We start from the raw sequence: 21051 nt of genomic DNA on the forward strand, positions 1-21051 counted from the left end.
GACCCGCCACCGCCCGCCTACCCGGAGGCACTCCGCGCGGCCGCGGGTTGCAGGACCACCGGCAGCTGCTCCAGGGCGTGGACGATGACGCTGCGCCGGTGGCGCAGATCCTCCGGCGGCGCGGCCAGGCGGAGGTCGGGGAACCGGTCGAGCAGCGACCGCAGGGCCACCTCCCCCTCGAGACGCGCCAGGGGGGCGCCCAGGCAGAAGTGGATCCCGTGACCGAAGGCCAGGTGCCCCCCGGTCTCGCGGTCGGGGTCGAGCAGCTCGGGCCGGTCGAAGCGTCCCGGGTCGCGGTTGGCCGCGCCCACGGAGAGCGTGACCACCGACCCCGCGGGGATGGTGGTGCCCGAGTACTCGACGTCCTCGGCGGCGAAGCGCAGGGGGGCGTTGTGCACCGGGCCGTCCCAGCGCAGGAACTCCTCGACCGCCGCGGGGATCCGCTCCGGGTCGCCGAGCAGGTGCGCGCGCAACGCGGCGTCGGTGGCCACGCCGAGCACCGCGTTGCCGATGAGGTTGGCCGTGGTCTCGTGGCCGGCGATGAGCAGCAGCACGCCCATCGCGACGACCTCCTCGGTGCTGAGCTGGTCACCGGCCTCCGAGACCTCGACCAGGGCCGAGATCAGGGCACCGTCCGGGGCTCGCCGCTTGGTCTCGACCAGGGCGTACAGGTAGTCCGCCAGCCCCGCGGTGGCCTGCTGCTGGTCGACGTCGTCGTGGTCGTCGACCAGCGCCCGCGACCAGGTGCCGAAGGCGTCGCGGTCGGTGTCGGGCACCCCGAGGAGCTCGCAGATGACGGCCATGGGCAGCGGCACCGCGTAGGTGGCCAGCAGGTCGACCGGCTCGGTCGCGGGCAACGCGTCGAGCAGGCCGGCGGCCAGTGTCTCGATGCGCGGCCGCAGCTCGGCGGTGCGGCGCGCGGTGAAGGCGCGGGAGACCAGCCGGCGCAGCCGGGTGTGGTCCGGCGGGTCGAGCAGGATCATCATCGAGCCGAAGGGGCCCGGCAGGCGCGGGGCGTGCTCCCGGACCTCCGGCGGCAGGGTCGCGCGGTGGTCCTTGACCAGGCGGGGGTCGGTGAAGGCCGCGCGCACGTCGTCGTACCGGGTGATCAACCACGTGGTGCCGCCGCGGGGCAGCGCCACCTCGCGCACCGGGGCCTGCGCGCGCAGCCGCTCGTAGGCGGGATAGGGGTCGCGCCAGAAGGAGCCCTCGAAGACCGAGTCGTCGACCGCGGTCACCTCGACACCCCCCTGGTGCCTCGGAGGAGGACGTCGTCCGGGAACCGGCTCATCGAGTCAGCGTCGGGTACCGGGAGCCCCGCGGCAAGGCGGACGGCGTGTCACCGGCGCCCTCCACCGCCGCGTTCAGACCTGCGCCAGGCCGTCGATGCGGGCGACCTCGTCGTCGGAGAGCGAGAACCCGCCGATCGCCAGGTTGGCCCGGATCCGCTCCGGCGTGGCCGACTTGGGGATGACGACGACGCCGTGGTCCACGTGCCAGCGCAGCACGACCTGCGCCGGGGTGACGCCGTGCGCGTCGGCGACCTCGCGCAGCACCGGGTCGCCGAGGTCGGTGTTCTTGAAGGGGCTGTAGCCCTCCAGGACGACGCCGCGTTCCCGGTGCCCGGCCTCGACGGCCGGGTCGTACCGCGACGGCGCCCAGCTGATCTGGTTGACCTGCGGCGTCACGCCGGTCGCCCCGGTCAGCTCGTCGACCTGCTGCAGCGAGTAGTTGCTCACGCCGATCGCCCGCGCCCGGCCGGCCTCGCGTGCAGCGACGAAGCGCTCCCAGACGTCCGGCCTGGCACCGCCCGGCGGCCAGTGGACGAGCCACAGGTCGACCGCGTCGACGCCGAGCGCGTCGAGGGACCCCGCCAGCACCTGGTCGGCCTGGTCGGCCCGTGGCGGCGGCAGCTTGGTCGTCACGAAGACGTCCTCGCGGTCGACGCCGGAGTCGCGCAGCGCCCGCCCGACCTCGGCCTCGTTGCGGTAGATCGCCGCGGTGTCGAGGTGCCGGTAGCCGGCGTCCAGGGCGGTGCGGACGGCCTCGTAGCACTCGGAGCCGTTCATCAGCCAGGTGCCGAACCCGAGCAGGGGCATGCCGGGGGCACCGTCGAGCGGTACGGAGGGCAAGGTCTCGATCACACCTCATGGTCCCGTCGGGCCGGGAGGGCCGACAACACCCGGCGGGGCCGCCGCCGGTCTGGTGGGATGGTCGTGACGGACGGCGAGCGGCCGACCGCCGAGGAGGGCCTGCCGTGCAGTACGCCGAGAACGTCATCGAACTGGTCGGGCACACCCCGCTGGTCCGGCTGACGTCCGTGACCCGCGGCCTGGGGCCGGACGCGCCCCTGGTGCTGGCCAAGGTGGAGTACCTCAACCCCGGCGGCTCGGTGAAGGACCGCATCGCCGTGCGGATGGTCGACGAGGCCGAGGCCAGCGGCGCGCTGCGGCCGGGCGGGACGATCGTCGAACCGACCAGCGGCAACACCGGCATCGGACTGGCGCTGGTCGCCCAGCAGCGCGGCTACCGCTGCGTCTTCGTCTGCCCCGACAAGGTGGGCAAGGAGAAGGTCGACGTGCTCAAGGCCTACGGCGCCGAGGTGCACGTCTGCCCGACCGCCGTCGACCCGGCCGACCCGCGCTCCTACTACTCGGTCTCCGACCGGCTCGCCCGCGAGATCCCCGGCGGCTGGAAGCCCGACCAGTACGCCAACCCGGCCAACCCGCGGTCGCACTACGAGACCACCGGGCCGGAGATCTGGGAGCAGACCGAGGGGCGGGTCACCTGCTTCGTCACCGGTGTGGGCACCGGGGGCACGATCAGCGGCACCGGCCGCTACCTCAAGGAGGCCTCCGGCGGGCGGGTGCGCGTGGTCGGTGCCGACCCCGAGGGTTCGGTCTACTCCGGCGGCACCGGGCGGCCCTACCTGGTCGAGGGCGTGGGCGAGGACTTCTGGCCCGACGCCTACGACCGCACGATCGCCGACGAGATCATCGCCGTGAGCGACGGGGACTCCTTCGCCATGACCCGCCGGCTGGCCCGCGAGGAGGGCCTGCTGGTCGGCGGCTCCTGCGGGATGGCCGTGGTCGCCGCGCTGCGCGCCGCCGAGGGCCTGACGGAGGACGACGTCGTGGTGGTGCTCCTGCCCGACGGCGGGCGCGGCTACCTCGGGAAGATCTACAACGACGACTGGATGGCCGACTACGGCTTCCTCGAGCAGGCCACCCAGGGCACCGTCGGTGAACTGCTCGCCGGGAAGGGCGGAGCGACGCCGGAGCTGGTGCACACCCACCCGAACGAGACGGTGCGCGAGGCCATCGACATCCTCCGCGAGTACGGCGTCAGCCAGCTGCCGGTGGTGCGCGCCGAGCCCCCGGTGACCGCCGGCGAGGTCGTGGGGTCGGTGGAGGAGAAGACGCTGCTCGACGCCCTCTTCGCCGGGCGGGCGAACCTCTCCGACCGGGTGGAGCGGCACATGTCCCCGCCCCTGCCGATCATCGGCTCCGGCGAGCCGGTCAGCGCCGCGGTCTCGGCCCTCGGGACGGCGGACGCGCTGCTGGTGCACGAGGAGGGCAAACCGGCCGGCGTCGTGACCCGGCAGGACGTGCTCGGGCACCTCGCGGGGCTGGCTCCTACGGTCGGGGCATGAACCGCGGAGACGACGCCCGAGCGCGCATCGCAGCGAGCGCCGGCGAGCGAGGAGCGGAACGAGGGCGGAGTCGAGCCATGGGCGAGGTCCCCGGTTTCAACACCCGCGCCATCCACGCCGGGCAGGACCCGGACCCGGCCACCGGCGACGTCGTCGTCCCGCTGCACCTGGCGACCACCTTCAAGCAGGACGGCGTCGGCGGGTTGCGCGGCGGCTACGAGTACGCCCGCAGCGCCAACCCCACCCGGACGGCCCTGCAGGAGGCGCTGGCCGCCCTCGAGCAGGGCCGCACCGGGCTGGCCTTCGCCTCCGGCCTGGCCGCCGAGGACACCCTGCTGCGGACGGTCTGCGAGCCCGGCAGCCACGTCGTCCTCGGCGGGGACGCCTACGGCGGCACCTTCCGGCTCATCTCCCGGGTCGCGTCACGCTGGGGTGTCGAGCACACGCCGGCCGACCTCAACGACGTCGACGCGCTGCGGGCGGCGATCCGGCCCGGCACGCGGGTGATCTGGTGCGAGACGCCGACGAACCCGCTGCTCAACATCGCCGACATCGCACTGCTCGCCGAGGTCGCGCACGACAGCGGGGCGCTGCTGGTCGTCGACAACACCTTCGCCTCGCCCTACCTGCAGCAGCCGCTGACGCTGGGCGCCGACGTCGTCGTCCACTCGACCACGAAGTACCTGGGCGGGCACTCCGACGTCGTCGGCGGCGCCTTGATCGTCGGAGGGGGCGCGTCCGGGGACGACACCGGGCTCGCCGAGCAACTGGCGTTCCACCAGAACGCGATGGGCGCGGTCTCCGGCCCGCTGTCCGACTGGCTCGTGCTGCGCGGCATCAAGACCCTCGGCGTCCGGATGGACCGGCACCAGGCCAACGCCGCCCGGGTCGCCGACTTCCTGCTCGGCCACCCGGCCGTCGCGTCGGTGCGCTACCCGGGCCTGCCGGACCACCCCGGGCACGACATCGCCGCCAAGCAGATGTCCGGCTTCGGCGGGATGCTCTCGTTCCGGCTCGCCGGCGGCGAGGACGCCGCGCTGCGGGTGTGCGAGCGGACGCAGGTGTTCACCCTCGCCGAGTCCCTGGGCGGGGTGGAGTCGCTGATCGAGCACCCGGCGCGGATGACCCACGCCAGTGCGGCCGGCTCGCCCCTCGAGGTGCCGGCCGACCTGGTGCGGCTGTCGGTCGGCATCGAGGACGTCGAGGACCTGGTCGCCGACCTCGACCAGGCCCTCACACCGTGACCCTCCGGGTCACACCGCCCTCAGGTGCCGCCCCCGGCCGCTGCTGAGCCGCTGCGTCGCGCCTGCGCGGACCCCTGCGGGGGCCCACTCGGCGCGACCGGTGGCCGGCGCGGGAGGTGCCGTCAGCGCGGAGCGGTCAGGATGCGCGGGCCGTCCTCGGTGACCGCCACGGTGTGCTCGACGTGCGCCGCGCGGCTGCCGTCGGCGCTGTAGAGCGTCCAGCCGTCGGCGGCGACCCGGTAGTCGTCGCTGCCGCCGGCGAGGAACCAGGGCTCGATCGCGATCACCAGGCCGGGGCGCAGCGGCAGCCCGCGGCCGGGGCGGCCCTCGTTCGGGACGGACGGCGGCTCGTGCATCGAGCGGCCCACGCCGTGGCCGCCCTGGTCGGTGTTGATCCCGCACCCGCCGGCCCGGCCCACGGCACCGATCGCCGCCGAGATGTCGCCGACGCGGTTGCCGACGACGGCCGCGGCGATCCCGGCCGCCAGGGCACGCTCGGTGGTCGCGACCAGCTCGAGGTCGTCGGACCGGGCCGTGCCCACCGGGAAGGTGATCGCCGCATCGCCCACCCAGCCGTCGAGCGTGGCGCCGGCGTCGACGCTGAGCAGGTCGCCGTCCTCGAGCTCCTGCGGGGTCGGGATGCCGTGCAGCGCGACGTCGTTGACCGACAGGCAGACGACGCCCGGGAACGGCGGTGTGGTGGCCAGCGGCGCATAGCCGAGGAACGGCGAGGACGCGCCGGCGTCGGCGAGGACGGCGCGGGCCACCTCGTCCAGCCGGGTGAGCCGGACCCCCGGAGCCGCGGCGGCGCGGACGGCGGCCAGCATGTCGGCCACGACGGCTCCCGCGGCGCGCATGGCGTCCAGCTCGCCGGGCGTGCGCAGCTCGATCACCGGTCCTCCTCGGCGGCCACGGGAGTCGGGCGGTCCCCCACCGGCGTCCCCGGGCGGGCGAACTGCTGCTCGAACCAGGCCCGCGCGCGGGCGTTGCCCACCCGGCCCCGCTCTCCCGCCACGCGCACCCGCTCGGCCAGCTCGCCGGACAGGCAGCGCGCCAGGGCGGCGTCGAGCGCCTCGGCGCTGACCTCCTCGGCGGGGACGACGAGCGGCCAGTCCAGTGCCGCGGCCTGGCGGGTGACCTTGGCCCCGCCGGCGATCGGGTCGCAGGCCACGACCGGCCGGCCGTGCTTGAGACCGAGCACGAGCGCGTGCAGCCGCATGCTCACCACGACGTCGGCCCGGCGCACCAGCGCCTCGACCTGGGCCGGACGGCGGGCGTGCGGCTTCTCGTAGAGGTCCATGTCGAGTTCGAGCCAGGGCAGCGCGCGGTCGGCGAGCCACTCCTCGATGGCGTCGCGGACCCGCTCGGACTGGCTGCGCTCCCCGTACTCGCCCTGCACCGGCGTGAACGCCACCGCGACCACCGGCACCTCCGGCTCCGGGCCCTCGACGGCGAGGTCGGGGCGGGCCAGACCGGGCGCGTCGCGCTCCCACACCCGGTCGAACAGGGCCCGGGCGGACTCCTGAACCACCGACACGTTCACCGCCCAGCGCTGCGCGCCGGCGAAGGTGCCGGTGAGCTCCCGCAGCAGCGGCCGGTCGGCCAGCGGGCCGCTGACGAACACCAGGTGGGTGTAGGCGTCCGGGTCGACGTCCCGCCAGTCGACGCCCCGCTCGAGGTAGGGCGCCCAGGCGACGTCGTGGTCGATGCCCAGGTCGGCGAGCCACCGGGCCACCACATCGGCGCCCAGTTCGTCGCCGACGGTGGCGATCACCTCGTCGAAGGAGAACCACCCGGCGAGCAGGACACGCATGGCCGCCAGCCTCGCACCGACGGGTGACCGGGACCTGTCGGGGGAACGAGATCCTGGTCGCATCGGTCGTCCCGACCGTCGTCCGACCCCGAGGAGGACCCGTGAGCGAGACCGCCGGCGATCTCGACCTGACCGCCATCGAGCAGGCGCGCACCCGGATCCGGGAGGCCCACCTCAAGCCCCCGGGCGAGCGGCCGGCGTCCACCGCCCGCGGCCTGCACCACACCGCGCTGATCAGCAGCGACGTCGAGCGGACGGTCCGCTTCTACCAGGACGTGCTGGGCTTCCCCCTGACCGAGCTGATCGAGAACCGCGACTACCCGGGCTCGTCGCACTTCTTCTTCGACATCGGCAACGGCAACCTGGTCGCGTTCTTCGACTTCCCCGGCCTGGACGTCGGCCCCTACGCCGAGGTGCTCGGCGGCCTGCACCACATGGCCATCAGCGTCGACCCGGACCGCTGGCAGGAGCTGGTGCGGCGGCTCACCGACGCCGGTGTCCCGCACGAGGTGCACAGCGGCGTCTCGGTCTACTTCCGCGACCCCGACGGCGCGCGCATCGAGCTCATCGCCGACCCGCTCGGCGAGATGTACGGCCACCACGTCCTCTGACGGAGGACCCCCTTGCCCCTCGCGAGCTCGCGGCGGGACCCTGCGCGGGGGCCGGGTCGTCCTTCAGGAGGCGTCGACCAGGTCGGCGTAGTCGGGGTGCCGGTCGATCCAGGCGCGGACGAACGAGCAGCGCGGCACCACCCGCAGGCCGTGCGCCCGGACGTCGTCCAGCGCGCCGCGGACCAGCGTGCTGCCCACGCCGCTGCCCTCGGTGTCGGGGTCGACCTCGGTGTGGGTGAACACCACCCGGTCGCCGTGGCGCTGGTAGGCAGCCAGGCCCAGCACGCGGTCGGCGGCGCGGGCCTCGTAGCGGCCGGCCTCGGGGACGTCGGTGACGGTGAGCTCCATGCCGGCACATTCTCCTCGGCCCCGTCCAGGGCACCGCCCCGAGCCCTGACGGCCCACGTGCAGGGTCCCCGGCCCCGTCCCGGGGCCCACGCCCCGAGCTCGCGAGGGGTGGGGAGGACGGGGTCCTTCTACGAGCGGTGGGGGGCAGGGGGTCCTTCCATCAGTCGGTGAGGCCCAGCGCCCCGGTCGGGCACTGGGCGACGGCGTCCCGGACGGCGTCCTCGTCGGCCTGTCCGGGCCGGGGCCGCAGCACCCGGACGACGCCGTCCTCCCCCACCTCGAAGACGTCCGGCGCCAGGACCTCGCAGGCGCCCGATCCGATGCAGAGCTCGCTGTCGGCCTCCACGCGCATCAGCGCACCCCGCCCAGCCGGGCCGGCAGCCGCTTGAGGCCGTTGACGAAGGACGACCGCAGTCGGTCCGGCTCGCCGGTGACGTCGAGGTCGGGCAACTGGTCGAGCAGCGCCCGGAAGGTGACCGCCAGCTCCCGCCGGGCCAGGTGCGCCCCCAGGCAGAAGTGCGGTCCCTTCGACCCGAACCCGACGTGCGGGTTCGGGTCGCGGGCCAGGTCGAGGACCTCCGGGTCCCGGAACACGGCGGGGTCCCGGTTGGCGGCGGCGTAGAGGAGCAGGAACTTGTCACCGGCCCGGAACCGGTGGCCGTTCACCTCGCCGTCCCGGGTGGCGGTGCGCCGCATCCAGGTGACCGGGCTGGTCCAGCGCACCACCTCCTCGACGGCCGTGCGGTCCAGCCCCGGGTCGGCCGCCCACCTCGCCCGCTGGTCGGGGTGCTCGTGCAGCGCGAGCACGCCCTGGGAGATGGCGTTCCGGGTGGTCTCGTTGCCGGCGACCAGCAGCAGGATGAAGAACGAGGCGATCTCCTGGTGGGAGAGCCGCTCGCCGTCCACCTCGGTGGTGACCAGCGCGGTGGTGAGGTCCGCCCGGGGGTGCTCCAGCCGCTCGGCCGCCAGCCGCTCCATGAGCCCGGCGAGCTCCATCCCGGCCAGCAGGAAGGCGCTGACCGGGTCGTTCTCGTCCTCGATGAGCTCGGGGTCCCCGCCGGAGAGGATGACGTTGGACTGGGCGAGGACCGTCGCCCGAGCCTCCTCCGGGACGCCCATCATGTCGCAGATGACCCGCAGCGGTATGGGTGCGGCGATGTCGGCCACGACGTCGATCGCGCCGCCCTGCGCCTCCGCGGTCCGGCGGGCCCGGATCAGGACGTCGTCGACGACCGCGCGCACCTGGTCCAGCAACTGCTCCAGCATGCGGGGCGTGAACGCCTTGGACACGATGCGCCGGATCTTGGCGTGCCGGGGGTCGTCCATGCTGATGAGCGAGCCGTAGAACTCGTTGAGGTCGGCCGGGATGTCGGGGATGGACACCGCGCCGCGGCCCGAGCAGAAGAGCGCCGGCTGAGAGCTGATCGCCTCGAGGTCGGCGTAGCGGGTGACGGCCCGGTAGCCGGGTCCGACCGGGATCCCCGGGAGCTCCGGCTCGGCGAAGAACGCGAAGGGTCGCTCCCTGCGCAGTGCCGCGAAGGTCGCGTACCGCACCGACGGCGGGCCGGCCCACCAGTCCCGGTCCGAGAGGTCCAGCGCGTCCAGGTCGACGGGTGCGGAAGAGGTGGCCTCAACGGTCACGGGGTGCCCTCCTGGAGTGGAGCGTCGGGTGACCGCGACGCTAGGGAGCCGGCCGGTGACGCACAACACCTCGCGGCAAACCGGCATCCCGACGACGAAGGGCCCGGTCACCGTGGTGACCGGGCCCTTCGTGTGCCAGTAGCGGGGACAGGATTCGAACCTGTGACCTCTGGGTTATGAGCCCAGCGAGCTACCGAGCTGCTCCACCCCGCGTCGGTGACACCACCATACACACCGCCGCCGGGGCGCAGCCCAGGGGGTGCCGGTGCGGACGACCTGCTCGGTGACCTGCGCTCCGCCGCCGTCTCAGCCGGGACCGGGGCTCGACGCCGTCACGCGGGCTCCCGCGCGGCGACCGCGGCCGGTTCCCGCTCGGCGGGTCCGGTCGTCCGGCCGAGCGCGACACGGCGCCCGCGGGCCCGCAGCAGGCGCGACAGGGCCGTGGGGTGGCCGAAGGCCGCCGTCAACCGGTCGAGGAAGACCGCCAGCAGGACCACGGCGAGCCCGCCCTCGAACCCGGAACCGACGTCGAGCTGGGTCACCGCCCGCACCACCACCGCACCGAGCCCGGCGGCGCCGAGCAGGCCGGCGGTGACGACCATGGACAGCGCCAGCATGATCACCTGGTTGACGCCGGCCATGATCGACGGCAGCGCGAGCGGCAGCTGGATCTCCCGCAGCACCTGTCCGGGCCGGGCGCCGAAGGCCTGCGCGGCCTCCACCACCTCCCGGTCGACCTGGCGGATGCCGAGCTCGGTCAGCCGGACGCCGGGCGGGATGGCGAACAGGATGGTCGCCACCACGCCGGGCACGACCCCGACCCCGAAGAAGAAGACGGCGGGGATGAGGTAGACGAACACCGGCGTCGTCTGCATGAAGTCCAGCACCGGGCGGACGACGACGCTGACCGCCCGGTGCCGGGCCGCGAGGATCCCGATCGGCACCGCGACCGCCGTGGCGACGACCGCCGCCACGAGGACCAGCGCGAGGGTCTGCATCGTCTCGACCCACAGCTCCAGCGAGACCACCAGCAGGAATGCCAGGACCGTGTACAACGCCAGCCACGGCCCGCGCAGCACCAGCGCGAGCAGCGCGAACACGACGATCCACACCACGGGCGGCGGCGACACCAGCGCGTCGGTCAGGCCGTCGACGAGCACCTGCATGACCGCCGAGATGCCGTCGAACAGCCACGGCACCGTGGCCAGCAGCCAGTCGATGAGATCGGAGACCCACTGCCCGAGGGGGAGGTGCGGCACGGTTCAGCCCTCCCGGCGCGCGGGGACGGCGGCCAGCGCGTCGAGCACCGCTGCCCGGGGGACAACGCCGAGCAGCCGGCCGTCGTCGTCGACGACACCCAGCGGCACCGCGGACCGGCCGACCAGGTGGACGAACTCGACGAGCGGGCGGTCCGCGGTGGTGGTGGTGAAGTCGGCGACGAGCTCGCGCGGGCCGACCGCCGTCCGGCCCTCCTGCACCGCGCGGGCCAGCAGGTCGTCGCGCGCGACCCCCGCGATGCGCCCGTCCGCGCCGAGCACGTAGACGCCGTTGGCCTCCGCAGCTCCGAGCGCGCGCAGCACCTCCCCGGCGGGCTGCCCGAGCCGGGCGGTCAGCCGCGGCTCGCGCAGCAGGTCGCCCGCGGTGAGCACGCGGGTCCGGTCGACGTCCGAGGTGAAGTCGGCGACGTAGTCGTCGGCCGGTGCGGAGATGATCTCCGGGCCGGTGCCCAGCTGCACGGTGCGCCCGTCCTTCAGCATCAGGATGCGGTCGCCCAGCCGCATGGCCTCGTTGAGGTCGTGGGTGATGAAGACGATCGTCTTGTGCAGCTCGGTCTGCAGCCGGACCAGCAGGTCCTGCATGTCGCGCCGGATGAGCGGGTCGAGCGCGGAGAACGGCTCGTCCATGAGCAGGACGTCGGAGTCCGCGGCCAGTGCGCGGGCCAGGCCCACGCGCTGCTGCATCCCCCCGGACAGCTGGTCGGGCCGGGCGTCGGCCCGCTCGAGCAGCCCCACCGTCCGCAGCGCCCAGTCCGCCCGCTCCCGCTGCTCGGCCGCGGGCGCCCCGCGGACCTTGAGCGCGTAGGCCGCGTTCTCGCGCACGGTGCGGTGCGGGAGCAGCGCGAAGTGCTGGAACACCATGCTGATCCGCTCGTTGCGCAGCGTCCGCAGGTCGGCGTCGCCCAGCGACCGCAGGTCCTGCCCGTCGACCTCGACCGTGCCCGCGCTGGGCTCGATCAGCCGGTTGAGCAGCCGGACCAGCGTGGACTTCCCCGAACCGGACAGCCCCATCACGACGAACAGCTCCCCGCGCTCGACGGTGAAGGACACGTCGTGGACCGCCAGGTTCGACCCGGTGCGCCGCAGGACCTCGTCGCGCCCCACACCCTCGGCGGCCAGCCGCAGCGCCTCCTGCTCGCGCGCGCCGAAGACCTTGGTCAGCCCCGCGGCACGCAGCACCGGCGGCACGGTCAGCCGATCCACTGGTCGATCTGGTCGGCGTGCTCGTCGACCCACTGCCGCGCGACCGTCGCGACGTCCTCGCCGTCGACGTCGACCTGCTTCTGCATCTCCTCCATCTCCTCCACCGTGATGCGCAGGTCGGTCAGCAGGTCGACGAACGCCGGGGCCTGCTCCCGCAGCTCCGTGCTGGCGGCGATGTTGGCGCTGTACGACGGCATCGCGCAGGCGCCGTCGCCGGTGGTCAGGCAGCCCTCGCTGTAGGGCGTCGGCTCCTCGAGCTGCACCATGTCGTACTGCGCGAACACCGCGTGCGGGTGGTACAGGTACAGCACGATCGGCTCCTCGCGGCTGTAGCTGTTCTCCAGCTGGGCGAGCTCGGCCGCCTCGCTGGAGACGACGTGCTCCAGCGTGATCCCGTACCCCTGGAGCCGCTTGGCGTTCTGCTCGGTGGTGATGTAGCCCGGGTCGGCGTCGTAGAACTTCCCACCCAGCGCGTCGGCGTAGTCGTTGAGCTGGGTGACGCTGGTCAGCCCCTCGAGCGGGCCCCCGGGCTCGACGGCGTACGCGGGCACGAACCAGCCCTGCGCGGCGTCGCCGTAGGTCTCGGACACGATCTCGACCCGGTCGGCGGCCCCGTCGGCGAGCTCCTGCTGGTTCGGCAGCGCGACCTCGGTCAGCAGGTCGATGTCCCCGCGCTGCGCACCCGTCCAGGCGGCGGCCGGGTCGAGCTGGGTGGTCGCCAGCGAGGCGACCCCGAGGTCGGGGTGGTCGGCGGCGATCTCGCCGAGGATCGAGTTCGTCAGGCCGGCGGCGGTCCAGCTGAACTGGGCGGCCTGGACCGTGACGCCGCTCCCCCCGCCGCTGGCGCTCTCGGCGCCCTCCTCGGCGCTGCACCCGGTGGCGGTCGCGGCGAGCAGGGCAGCCAGCGCCACTGCGGATGCACGGGGACGGATCGAGGTGCGCGGCATGGGGGCTTCTCTCGTCGTGGCGCCGGGCGCGGGCTCGCCGGCGCACTGGTCGTGCGGCGAGGCGCAGGCCCCTCGGGGGACCTGCGCCTCGCCGTGCGGTCAGTTCTCAGGGATGAGCGTCGTGCACGTGTGCGGTCAGGCGCCAGTCGGACCGATCGGCTGGTCACCCCGGAGCGTGATGCGGTGCATGACGCGCCGCTGGTCGCCGTAGTCGCGGTTGGCGTAGTGCACCGTCGAGCGGTTGTCCCACATCACCACGTCACCGACCGACCAGCGGTGCCGGACGATGTGCTCCGGCTTGGTGATGTGCGCGTAGAACAGGTCGAGCAGGGAGCGGCTCTCGGCGTCGGAGACGTCCTTGAGGTGGGAGACGAAGCCGGGGTTGACGAACAGGCTCCGGCGGCCGGTCTCGGGGTGCACGCGGACGACCGGGTGCTCGACCGGGACGAGGGCGCGGAACTCCTCGCCCTCCCACTTCGTCCGCTCCTCGCGCTGGGCGAGGTAGTAGCCGAACTCCCGCGTGCCGTCGTGCACCGCGACCAGCTGGTCGGCCAGGCGCCGGACCGGCTCGCTGAGCGACCCGTAGGCCAGCTCGAGGTCCGCCCACTGGGTGTCCCCACCCGTGGGCGGCAGGACGACGGCCCGCAGGACCGACCCCAGCGGCGGACGGCGCACGAAGGTGACGTCGGTGTGCCAGACGTCGGCGAAGCCGCCGGTGGCGCTGTCGAGCGCGTAGATCTCCGGGTGCTCCTCGTCGACACCGGGCACCACGGGGTGCGACTCGGTGACCTCGCCGAGGCGGCGGCCCAGCGCGATCTGCCTGTCGGGGTGCAGGTCGTGCTGGCCGGCGAAGAACAGCACCTTGTACTCGGCGAGGGCGGTCCGGATGGCCCGGACCTGGTCGTCGGTGACGCGGCTGAGGTCGACGTCGTGGACGCGGGCGCCGATGGACGGCTCGAGGCGCTCGACCTCGAGGAGACCGCTCCGGGCGGCGGGGGCGTGCGTGGTCGTGGGGGCAGCGAGCAGGGTCATGCGAGGACTCCGGTGGCGAGGGGAACGGTGGGCTCGGACGGCGTCAGGCCGGACAGAGCGCGCTCGCGCACCGCAGCAGGTCGACGTGCCGGCGCTCGACGAGCGCAAACCGCACAATCCCGACCAACTGCATGCGGATTACCGTAGCGGTGGTTCCCGCTCCCGTGTCGAAGGGGTGTCCCCGTGGCGTTGCCCGGCTCGCTGTTCATCGACGGGACGTGGCAGGAGGCCCGCTCCGGGCGCCTGCTGCACGTCCTGGACCCCGCCGACGGGTCGCTCGTCGTCGCGCACGAGGCCGCCGCGCCCTCCGACGTCGACCGCGCCGTCGCCGCGGCCCGCGCCGCGTTCGAGGCCGGCAAGTGGTCGGGGGCGCCCGTGGAGGAGCGGGCCGGCGTCCTGCGGCGCGCCGCGGACCTGCTGGTGCGCGACCGCGAGCACGTCGCGCTGCTCGAGACCCAGGACACCGGCAAGCCGCTGCGGGAGAGCCGCGTCGACATCGACGACGTCGTCGCCGTGCTGCGGTACTACGCCGACCTCGCACTCGAGGACGTCACCCGCCGGGTCGACGCCGGCCCGGACGTCGACAGCCGCGTCGTGGCGGAACCGGCGGGCGTCTGCGCGCTCGTCACGCCGTGGAACTACCCGCTGCTCTCGGTGGCGTGGAAGCTCGCGCCGGCCCTCGCAGCCGGTTGCACCGCGGTGGTCAAGCCCAGCGAGCTCACCCCGCTCACCACGGCGCACCTGGTGTCACTGCTCGCCGAGGCCGGCCTGCCCTCGGGCGTGGTCGGCCTGCTGCTCGGTGACGGGGAGGCCGGCGCCGCCCTCGTCGCGCACCCCGACGTCGACCTGGTGAGCTTCACCGGCGGCACCGCCACCGGCCGTGCGGTCCTGCGGGCGGCCGCGGCGACCGTGAAGCGGGTGCACTGCGAGCTGGGCGGCAAGAACCCGAACGTCGTCTTCCCCGAGGTCGACGTGGACGTGGTGGTCGACAACGCGCTGCACGCCGCCTTCCTGCACGCCGGCCAGGTCTGCTCCGCGGGCTCCCGCCTCCTGGTCCACGCCGACGTGCACGACGCCGTGGTCACGGGCCTGGCCGCCGGCGCAGAGGGCATCCGGCTCGGGAACGGCCGGGACGAGCGCACCCGGTCCGGCCCGATGATCTCCGCCGCGCAGCGGGCCCGCACCGAGGAGGCGGTCGCGGAGGCGCTCGCGGAGGGGGCGGTCCTCGCGGCTGGCGGGCGCCGACCGGAGGACCCCGCGCTCGCGGACGGCTTCTTCCACCGGCCCACCGTCCTCACCGGCTGCTCCCGGGACATGGCGGTCGTCCGCCAGGAGGTCTTCGGCCCGGTGCTGACGGTGGAGACCTTCACCGACGAGCAGGAGGCCGTCGCGCTGGCCAACGACACGGTCTACGGCCTGGCGGGCGCGGTGTGGACGTCGGACCTCGACCGGGCCGACCGGGTGGCCGCGGGGCTGCGCTGCGGAACCGTGTGGGTGAACGACTTCCACCCCTACGTGCCCGGGGCGGAGTGGGGCGGGCGGAAGCAGTCCGGAGTCGGCCGGGAGCTCGGACCCACGGGGCTGGCGGAGTACCGCGAGCTCAAGCACGTGTGGCGGCGGCGGACTCCGGGTCCCAGCGGCTGGCTCGGCTGACCGCGCCACCACCACCGGCCAGAAACGCACAGGAGGCCACGGCGCACCCGCGCCGTGGCCCCCTGTCGTCGTTCAGAGCGCGCGGACGTTCTCCGCCTGCGGGCCCTTCTGGCCCTGCGTGACGTCGAACTCGACCTGCTGCCCCTCGTCCAGCGACCGGTAGCCGCTGCCGGTGATGGCGGAGTAGTGGCAGAAGACGTCGGCGCCGCCGTCGGCCTGCTCGATGAAGCCGAAGCCCTTCTCCGCGTTGAACCACTTCACAGTGCCCTGAGCCATGTCGTTCTCTCTCCGTGCTGGGGGTGTCAGGACCGACTGGCGTCGGGTCCTGGGGCGCCGCACCGACCGGCAGTACCGAGAGGAACGTCAGGCAGAGACGACTGCGGACGTTCGGGAACGAAGCAGAAGCACGACGGCGACCGCAGGGAACTGTACGCGGTGATCGCCAGGAGCCGGTGGAGGAGGCTGGCCGCATGGACGTCACGACGGTCAACGACCGCCACCTGTACCGGGCGACGGTGGTGCTGCGGGATGCGCACGACCCGATGGGGCAGGTCGAGCTGCCGGCGCGGATCGTGCGGTTCGGTCCGCCCGGCTGGCTCACCGTCGTCCACGGCGCCGCCGGGACCGGCGTGATCGCGCTCTACCCGGCCGCTCGGGTCCTGGAGGTCTCCGATCTCGGCGAGGCCGGCCCTCCCGCGCAGGACCCTGCGGGCGACTGAGGTGGGGCAGCCCGCGAGGGACGCCCAGGACGCGCACGCATCCGGGCACGCACCGCGGGCAGCAGGACCACCGGGGCGCGCACTCCCGGTCGACCCCGTGCGAGTGCCCCGCCACCCGCTCGGTCGTGGAGCGGGACGAGGGCCCCGGCTCAGCTCGTGACGAGCAGCCGTCGAAGGGACCCTGCTGCCCGCGACGTCGTCATCGCCCGTGCTCGGCCGCGGTCCACGCCACACTGGGGCCGTTCGCCGGCACGCCGACACACGGGAGCACGGGCCATGCGCCGCTGCTTGATCGTCGCCAACCAGACCCTCACCACCGACACGCTCAGCGCGGCCGTCGAGCGGCAGATCGCCGCCGAACCGCACGAGTTCTACGTCGTCGCCCCGGCCACACCCCTGCGGGACGAGATCGACGCGCCCGCGGCCTACGCCGAACTGGGGCCCCCGCCGGCGGACCGCGCGTACGCCCTGGCCCGGCAGCGCCTCGACCGCGCCCTCGAGCACCTGCGATCGCTGGGTGCCACGGTCGACGGCGAGGTCGGCGACCCGGACCCGCTCGAGGCCGTCCGGGTGGCGCTCGGCCACTTCGGCGCCGACGAGATCGTCCTCTCCACGCTGCCCCGGGGGCTGTCCCAGTGGCTGCGCCGGGACCTGCCAGCACGCCTGCGCAAGAGCTGCGGCATCCCGGTCACGCACCTCGTCGCCGACCGCGAGGCGAACGCCCGAGCGTGACCGCACGCCCGGTCGCGTAGGCCAGCCGGGTCGCCGTGCCCCGCTCCTGTGCTACCTGAGCTGCACCCGGGGACGGCGCCAGGGCGCCGACCGAGCCGCGGTCTCGTCGACGCCGTGCGAGGACCAGGCCGAGCTCGCGCAGAGCCAGGGCCACCGGCGTGACGACCACGTGCCGCGTCGGCTGCGGACGCGGCTTCCGCGGCCGCGCGCCCGGATGCTCCCGCGTGGGGCAGCATGGCGGGATGTCCGCGCGCACCCACCTGGTCCTCGGCGGCGGTGCCGCGATGGGCGCCTTCCAGGCGGGCGTGCTGCTGGCGCTCTTCGAGGCGGGGCTGCGCGTGGACCTGGTGCACGGCAGTTCCGTCGGCGCTCTGCACGCGGTCTTCCTGGCCGTACGCCCAGATCTCGAGCGGGGCCGGGAGCTGGCGCGGTGGTGGGGTGAGCCCTCGATGGCGGCGGTGCTCCGGCCCGGCTGGCTCCCGCGGCTGCGCGGCCTCACGCGCTCCGTGCAGCGCGGGGGCGCCCTGGTCGACGCCCGGCCCCTGCAGCGCCTGATCGAGCGCCACGTCGGGGCGGGGGACCTCTCGGACCTGGCCGTGCCGGTCACCGTGACGACGACGTGCCTGGACTGCGGTGCTGCGCGGCACCACGACGAAGGTGCCCTCGCCGACGTGGTGCTGGCGAGCTGTGCGCTGCCCGGGATCTTCCGGCCGGTCCGGCTGGCGGACGGTCACCTGCACGTCGACGGCGGCATCCTCGACGGCGTCCCGGTCGACGCCGCGCTGCAGATGGCGGCGCCGCAGGACCGCGTCCTCGTCCTCGACTGCGGCCTGGCGCCGGTCACCGGCCGGGTGGACGTCTGCGCCGCCGCCTCCGACGTCCTGGCCGGCCAGGCCTGCGGGGTACCGGTCGAGCCGGGGCTGGCTCCGTACGAGGCGCCGGTGGAGAGCAGCATCGGCGCGCTGGACACCGTGCTCCGGGCCTTCACGGTGGCACGCGCCGCGGCCAACCGCGCCGCCGTGCGCGAGTCGCTGGACGACGCCCGGGTGCACGTGGTCCCGCACGTCGCCGATGCGTGGGCGGCCGGGCTGCTGGAGGTGCTGCCGACCGGGCCGCGTGACGTCAGCCGGACGGCGGATCTCCTGCGCGCAGGCCGGGCGGTCACCGAGCGCTGGCTGGCGGGGCAGTCCTGGGTCGGGTCAGCGGCGACGGAGCGCGGCTGAGGCGATGGGCGCGCCGATCTCGCGGAGGTGTCCGGTCGCGTAGGGCAAGCCGTGGCGCAGCGCCCACCAGCCGCGAGCGCTCCGGGTGGCGCCCTGCGGGACCACCGGCTCCCCGAGCGGCGTCGTGGGGACCCGTCCCGTCCCGCGCAGGGCCTCGACCGCGGCGACGGCCATCCCGTGGTGGCCGGCCGGGCTGGGGTGGATGCGGTCGACGGACCAGCCCCCCGGTCGGGTCAGCGCCGGGATCAGCCGGAGGTCGAGCACGCGCACCCCCGGCCAGCGGGCCGCCTCGTCGACGGCGGCGTTCACCTGCCCGATCCGCCGCCGGGTGGCCTGCGTCACCCGGGCCGGCAGGGGGAGCAGCGCTCCCGCGTCGTGCAGGCGTCCGAGCAGGACGTCGTCGACCCGGCCGCGCAGCGCCGCCACGGTGCCGAGGAGGTCCGCGCCGACGGTCGCCGCGTCGAAGCCGGACCGAGCGACGTCGTTCAGCCCGACCAGCAACGTGGCGACGTCGGCCCCACCCGGCACCAGGGGGAGCTGCCGGGTACGGACGTCGGCGACCCGGGAACCGGGGACGGCGAGCCGCACCAGCCGCCCGGCGGGGAGGGCCCGGGCCAGCAAGGCGACCCAGGTGTCGTCGGGGTCGACCCGGACGCCCACCCCCTCACCACAGGTGAAGCTGTCGCCGAGGGCGACGACGACGCTCACGCCGCACCCCGCCGCGCGGACAGGTGCACGTGGAGGAAGCCGCGCACGGTGTCCTCCCAGGAGAACTCCTCGGCCCGGGCCCGGGCAGCCCTCCGGCGGGTCGCCTCGGGTGTGGCGAGCAGGTCCTGCACGGCGTCGGCGAACGCGGCGCCGTCGCCGGTGGCCGACCGGCCGGCGTGCGGCCCGAGGACGCCGGGGAGCGCGGACCGGGAGTCCGCGACGACGGGGGTGCCGCAGGCGAGGGCCTCGAGGGCGGCCAGGCCGAACGTCTCGATCGGGCCGGGGGCGAGGGCGACGTCGGCGTCGGCGAGCAGGTCGGCCAGTCGCACCCTGTCTCCGACGAAGCCCAGCCACTCGACCGGCAGATCGCGCGCGGCCGCCTGCAGTCGCGGCCGGAGCGGCCCCTCGCCGGCGACCACGAGCCGGGCGGCGACCCCGCGGCGGAGCAGTTCACGCAGGGTGGTGAGCGCCACCTCCGGGCGCTTCTCCCCCGAGAGGCGGCTGGCCAGGACGAGCACCACGCCCCTCCCCGACCGGCGCGCCCCGGTGTCGGCGCGCCGGTCGGTCCTGGCGCGGAAGGCGGCGGTGTCGACGGCGAGGGGGACCAACGACAGGTTCGGCACCCGCAGCCGCCGGAACTCCTCGGCTGCCCACTCCGTGGTGCACACGACGCTGCCGAAGTGCCGGGCGAGCGCTGCGTTGGAGCGGTCCGCCATCGCGGCCAGGGGCAGGTGCGCGGGCAGCCACTGGCCGAGCCAGCGGTCGAGCCGTTCGTGGCTGACGACGAGCGACGGGACCCCGCGGGCGCGAGCCCACCGCCCCAGACCCCGCAGCGTCGTCCGGTCGTGCACCTCCAGGACGTCCGGCGCGACCCGGTCGAGGGCCTGTCGCACGCCGGCGCGGTCCGACAAGAGGCGGTACCCGGTGGATCCGAGGGCCGGCGACCGCAGCACGACCTGCCGGCCCCACGGGGTCATGACCTCGGCGTCGGCAGCCCCCGGCAGGACCTGCACCACCTCGTGGCCGCGCCCGGCGTACCCCCCGGCCAGGTGGCGCAACGTCGTGCGGAGGCCGCCCGACGTGGGGGACACGAAGTTGGCGACCTGGACGATCCTCACGCCGCGGCCCGGTGGTGCGGGGTCTGCCCGTCGGCGATGACGTCGCGGTAGTGCTGGACGAGCTCGTGCCCGACGGCCTCCCAGGTGCGCCCCGCGACCGACCGCCGGGCCTGCTCCCCCATCCGCCTGCGCAGCCCGGCCTGCTGCTGCAGGGTGCACACGCGCTCGGCCAGCTCCCCGGCGGAACCCGCGGTGAACAACAGCCCGTTCTCCCCCGCCTGCACCAGGTCGAGCAGTCCGCCGGCGGCGGGCGCCACGACCGGGACCCCGCTGGCCAGAGCCTCCTGGGCCGCTTGGCAGAAGGTCTCGTGTGGACCCGTGTGCGTGAAGACGTCGAGGGAGGCGAACGCCGCGGCCAGGCGGTCGCCGGTCAGCACCCCGGTGAACAGGGCCCGGTCCAGCTGGCGCTCCAGCTGACGGCGCTGCGGACCATCCCCCACCACGACGAGCCGGACGCCGGGGAGGTCCTGGACGGCGGCGAGCAGGCCCAGGTCCTTCTCGTGCGCGAGCCGTCCCACGTAGCCGACGACCAGCTGTCCGCCGGGAGCCCACGCCTCCCGCAGGGACTCATCACGCCGGTCCGGCCGAAAGCGCTCGACATCGACGCCGCGCCCCCAGCGGACGACGCGGTCGATGCCGTGGGCCTGGAGCTGGCGGACCGCGGCCCGGCTGGGTGCGAGGGTCCGCGCCGCGGCCGCGTGCACCTTGCCGAGCCGACGCCACACCACCTGCTCGGCCAACCCCAACCGGTAGCGGCCGGCGTAGGCCGCCAGATCGGTCTGGTACACCGCCACGCACGGGACGCCCAGCTGCGCGGCCGCGGTCGCGCCCTGCGCGCCGAGCACCGCCGGGGACGCGAGGTGCACGACGTCCGGACCGAACTCGTGCAGGGTCGCGGTCATGGCCGGGAAGGGCAGTGCCACCCGGAAGTCCCGGTAGCCCGGCACCGGGCAGGACGACGTCCGGACGACCGGCACCCCTGACCACTCGGCCGGACCGGGACCGGGGGCGATGACCAGAGCCTCGTGGCCGTGCCGGGTGAGCTGCTCGCAGACCCGCAGGACGGAGTTCGTGACGCCGTTGACCTGCGGGAGGAAGGACTCGCTGACGATCGCGACTCGCACGGGAGC

23 protein-coding genes and 1 tRNA gene are annotated in these 21051 nt (G+C 74.7%); 7 read left to right on the forward strand and 17 right to left on the reverse strand.

Annotation, left to right across the window (positions count from 1 at the left end; genetic code table 11):
* Positions 1 to 17: 17 nt before the first annotated feature.
* Both ACWIX3_RS24425 and ACWIX3_RS24430 read right to left on the reverse strand, forming a co-directional pair.
* Positions 18 to 1238, reverse strand: a complete 1221-nt coding sequence (locus ACWIX3_RS24425) for a cytochrome P450 family protein (RefSeq protein WP_448609932.1) — start codon at positions 1236 to 1238, stop codon at positions 18 to 20.
* Positions 1239 to 1364: 126 nt separating this feature from the next.
* On the reverse strand, positions 1365 to 2099 hold the full coding sequence (locus ACWIX3_RS24430; protein WP_448609933.1) for an aldo/keto reductase: 735 nt from the start codon (positions 2097 to 2099) through the stop codon (positions 1365 to 1367).
* A gap of 158 nt (positions 2100 to 2257) precedes the next feature.
* Between ACWIX3_RS24430 and ACWIX3_RS24435 the strand changes: the two genes are divergently transcribed.
* Both ACWIX3_RS24435 and ACWIX3_RS24440 read left to right on the forward strand, forming a co-directional pair.
* Positions 2258 to 3652, forward strand: coding sequence for a cystathionine beta-synthase (locus tag ACWIX3_RS24435; protein ID WP_448609934.1), 1395 nt, complete (start codon positions 2258 to 2260; stop codon positions 3650 to 3652).
* Between the two features lie 77 nt (positions 3653 to 3729).
* Positions 3730 to 4896 carry a cystathionine gamma-synthase gene (locus ACWIX3_RS24440; protein WP_448609935.1) on the forward strand — a complete coding sequence of 389 codons (1167 nt, stop codon included), beginning with the start codon at positions 3730 to 3732 and terminating at the stop codon, positions 4894 to 4896.
* A gap of 122 nt (positions 4897 to 5018) precedes the next feature.
* Here the strand turns inward: ACWIX3_RS24440 and map are convergent, their stop codons facing one another.
* Both map and ACWIX3_RS24450 read right to left on the reverse strand, forming a co-directional pair.
* On the reverse strand, positions 5019 to 5789 hold the full coding sequence (gene map, locus ACWIX3_RS24445; RefSeq protein WP_448609936.1) for a type I methionyl aminopeptidase: 771 nt from the start codon (positions 5787 to 5789) through the stop codon (positions 5019 to 5021).
* Positions 5786 to 6709, reverse strand: a complete 924-nt coding sequence (locus tag ACWIX3_RS24450) for a polysaccharide pyruvyl transferase family protein (RefSeq protein ID WP_448609937.1) — start codon at positions 6707 to 6709, stop codon at positions 5786 to 5788. Before ACWIX3_RS24450 ends, map begins: the two co-directional genes overlap by 4 nt.
* A gap of 101 nt (positions 6710 to 6810) precedes the next feature.
* Here ACWIX3_RS24450 and ACWIX3_RS24455 point away from each other — a divergent pair, with 101 nt between their 5' ends.
* Positions 6811 to 7320, forward strand: coding sequence for a VOC family protein (locus ACWIX3_RS24455; protein WP_448609938.1), 510 nt, complete (start codon positions 6811 to 6813; stop codon positions 7318 to 7320).
* A 63-nt stretch (positions 7321 to 7383) separates the two neighbouring features.
* Here ACWIX3_RS24455 and ACWIX3_RS24460 read toward each other — a convergent pair whose 3' ends face one another.
* The 9 genes from ACWIX3_RS24460 to ACWIX3_RS24500 form a co-directional block, all read right to left on the reverse strand.
* Entirely contained in the window at positions 7384 to 7668 is a 285-nt protein-coding gene (locus ACWIX3_RS24460; RefSeq protein ID WP_448609939.1) for a GNAT family N-acetyltransferase, read from the reverse strand.
* Positions 7669 to 7828: 160 nt separating this feature from the next.
* A complete protein-coding gene (locus ACWIX3_RS24465; RefSeq protein ID WP_448609940.1) occupies positions 7829 to 8014 on the reverse strand; it encodes a ferredoxin in 186 nt (61 codons plus the stop codon).
* A 5-nt stretch (positions 8015 to 8019) separates the two neighbouring features.
* Positions 8020 to 9309: a cytochrome P450 gene (locus ACWIX3_RS24470; RefSeq protein ID WP_448609941.1), complete on the reverse strand. Its 1290-nt coding sequence runs from the start codon at positions 9307 to 9309 to the stop codon at positions 8020 to 8022.
* 139 nt (positions 9310 to 9448) lie between these two features.
* Positions 9449 to 9522, reverse strand: a tRNA-Met gene (locus ACWIX3_RS24475).
* 119 nt (positions 9523 to 9641) lie between these two features.
* Positions 9642 to 10568, reverse strand: a complete 927-nt coding sequence (locus tag ACWIX3_RS24480; RefSeq protein ID WP_448609942.1) for an ABC transporter permease — start codon at positions 10566 to 10568, stop codon at positions 9642 to 9644.
* Between the two features lie 3 nt (positions 10569 to 10571).
* A complete protein-coding gene (locus ACWIX3_RS24485; protein WP_448609943.1) occupies positions 10572 to 11765 on the reverse strand; it encodes a quaternary amine ABC transporter ATP-binding protein in 1194 nt (397 codons plus the stop codon).
* A gap of 11 nt (positions 11766 to 11776) precedes the next feature.
* Positions 11777 to 12736: a glycine betaine ABC transporter substrate-binding protein gene (locus ACWIX3_RS24490; RefSeq protein ID WP_448609944.1), complete on the reverse strand. Its 960-nt coding sequence runs from the start codon at positions 12734 to 12736 to the stop codon at positions 11777 to 11779.
* 135 nt (positions 12737 to 12871) lie between these two features.
* Positions 12872 to 13768: a TauD/TfdA dioxygenase family protein gene (locus ACWIX3_RS24495; RefSeq protein WP_448609945.1), complete on the reverse strand. Its 897-nt coding sequence runs from the start codon at positions 13766 to 13768 to the stop codon at positions 12872 to 12874.
* Positions 13769 to 13811: 43 nt separating this feature from the next.
* Positions 13812 to 13901 carry a putative leader peptide gene (locus ACWIX3_RS24500; protein ID WP_448609946.1) on the reverse strand — a complete coding sequence of 30 codons (90 nt, stop codon included), beginning with the start codon at positions 13899 to 13901 and terminating at the stop codon, positions 13812 to 13814.
* Between the two features lie 50 nt (positions 13902 to 13951).
* Between ACWIX3_RS24500 and ACWIX3_RS24505 the strand changes: the two genes are divergently transcribed.
* The gene (locus tag ACWIX3_RS24505) at positions 13952 to 15421 is read left to right on the forward strand and encodes an aldehyde dehydrogenase family protein (protein ID WP_448609947.1); all 1470 of its coding nucleotides are present in this window, start codon (positions 13952 to 13954) and stop codon (positions 15419 to 15421) included.
* Between the two features lie 72 nt (positions 15422 to 15493).
* Here ACWIX3_RS24505 and ACWIX3_RS24510 read toward each other — a convergent pair whose 3' ends face one another.
* Entirely contained in the window at positions 15494 to 15697 is a 204-nt protein-coding gene (locus tag ACWIX3_RS24510) for a cold-shock protein (RefSeq protein WP_448609948.1), read from the reverse strand.
* A gap of 194 nt (positions 15698 to 15891) precedes the next feature.
* Here ACWIX3_RS24510 and ACWIX3_RS24515 point away from each other — a divergent pair, with 194 nt between their 5' ends.
* The 3 genes from ACWIX3_RS24515 to ACWIX3_RS24525 all read left to right on the forward strand — a co-directional run bounded on the left by ACWIX3_RS24515 (position 15892) and on the right by ACWIX3_RS24525 (position 18095).
* Positions 15892 to 16140, forward strand: a complete 249-nt coding sequence (locus tag ACWIX3_RS24515; protein WP_448609949.1) for a hypothetical protein — start codon at positions 15892 to 15894, stop codon at positions 16138 to 16140.
* Positions 16141 to 16416: 276 nt separating this feature from the next.
* Entirely contained in the window at positions 16417 to 16872 is a 456-nt protein-coding gene (locus ACWIX3_RS24520) for a hypothetical protein (RefSeq protein WP_448609950.1), read from the forward strand.
* A gap of 242 nt (positions 16873 to 17114) precedes the next feature.
* Positions 17115 to 18095 (forward strand): patatin-like phospholipase family protein, encoded by a 981-nt coding sequence (locus ACWIX3_RS24525; RefSeq protein ID WP_448609951.1) that lies wholly within the window; start codon positions 17115 to 17117, stop codon positions 18093 to 18095.
* Here the strand turns inward: ACWIX3_RS24525 and ACWIX3_RS24530 are convergent.
* Genes ACWIX3_RS24530 through ACWIX3_RS24540 form a run of 3 tightly spaced genes read right to left on the reverse strand, consistent with a single transcriptional unit; the run spans position 18072 to position 21045 of the window.
* Positions 18072 to 18803: an SGNH/GDSL hydrolase family protein gene (locus ACWIX3_RS24530; protein WP_448609952.1), complete on the reverse strand. Its 732-nt coding sequence runs from the start codon at positions 18801 to 18803 to the stop codon at positions 18072 to 18074. The genes ACWIX3_RS24525 and ACWIX3_RS24530 overlap by 24 nt on opposite strands.
* Entirely contained in the window at positions 18800 to 19921 is a 1122-nt protein-coding gene (locus ACWIX3_RS24535) for a glycosyltransferase (protein WP_448609953.1), read from the reverse strand. The genes ACWIX3_RS24530 and ACWIX3_RS24535 overlap by 4 nt, the downstream gene beginning before the upstream one ends.
* Positions 19918 to 21045, reverse strand: coding sequence for a glycosyltransferase family 4 protein (locus tag ACWIX3_RS24540; protein WP_448609954.1), 1128 nt, complete (start codon positions 21043 to 21045; stop codon positions 19918 to 19920). Before ACWIX3_RS24540 ends, ACWIX3_RS24535 begins: the two co-directional genes overlap by 4 nt.
* Positions 21046 to 21051 lie beyond the last annotated feature (6 nt).

The organism is Geodermatophilus sp. URMC 60 (assembly GCF_053502585.1).

What these genes read in the sequence shown, in the direction of transcription:
- ACWIX3_RS24430 (WP_448609933.1), bottom strand. Translation starts at nt 2,099, where the DNA reads ATGCCCCTGCTCGGGTTCGGCACCTGGCTGATGAACGGCTCCGAGTGC.
- ACWIX3_RS24440 (WP_448609935.1), top strand. Translation starts at nt 3,730, where the DNA reads ATGGGCGAGGTCCCCGGTTTCAACACCCGCGCCATCCACGCCGGGCAG.
- ACWIX3_RS24450 (WP_448609937.1), bottom strand. Translation starts at nt 6,709, where the DNA reads ATGCGTGTCCTGCTCGCCGGGTGGTTCTCCTTCGACGAGGTGATCGCC.
- ACWIX3_RS24460 (WP_448609939.1), bottom strand. Translation starts at nt 7,668, where the DNA reads ATGGAGCTCACCGTCACCGACGTCCCCGAGGCCGGCCGCTACGAGGCC.
- ACWIX3_RS24490 (WP_448609944.1), bottom strand. Translation starts at nt 12,736, where the DNA reads ATGCCGCGCACCTCGATCCGTCCCCGTGCATCCGCAGTGGCGCTGGCT.
- ACWIX3_RS24495 (WP_448609945.1), bottom strand. Translation starts at nt 13,768, where the DNA reads ATGACCCTGCTCGCTGCCCCCACGACCACGCACGCCCCCGCCGCCCGG.
- ACWIX3_RS24500 (WP_448609946.1), bottom strand. Translation starts at nt 13,901, where the DNA reads ATGCAGTTGGTCGGGATTGTGCGGTTTGCGCTCGTCGAGCGCCGGCAC.
- ACWIX3_RS24510 (WP_448609948.1), bottom strand. Translation starts at nt 15,697, where the DNA reads ATGGCTCAGGGCACTGTGAAGTGGTTCAACGCGGAGAAGGGCTTCGGC.
- ACWIX3_RS24515 (WP_448609949.1), top strand. Translation starts at nt 15,892, where the DNA reads ATGGACGTCACGACGGTCAACGACCGCCACCTGTACCGGGCGACGGTG.
- ACWIX3_RS24520 (WP_448609950.1), top strand. Translation starts at nt 16,417, where the DNA reads ATGCGCCGCTGCTTGATCGTCGCCAACCAGACCCTCACCACCGACACG.
- ACWIX3_RS24525 (WP_448609951.1), top strand. Translation starts at nt 17,115, where the DNA reads ATGTCCGCGCGCACCCACCTGGTCCTCGGCGGCGGTGCCGCGATGGGC.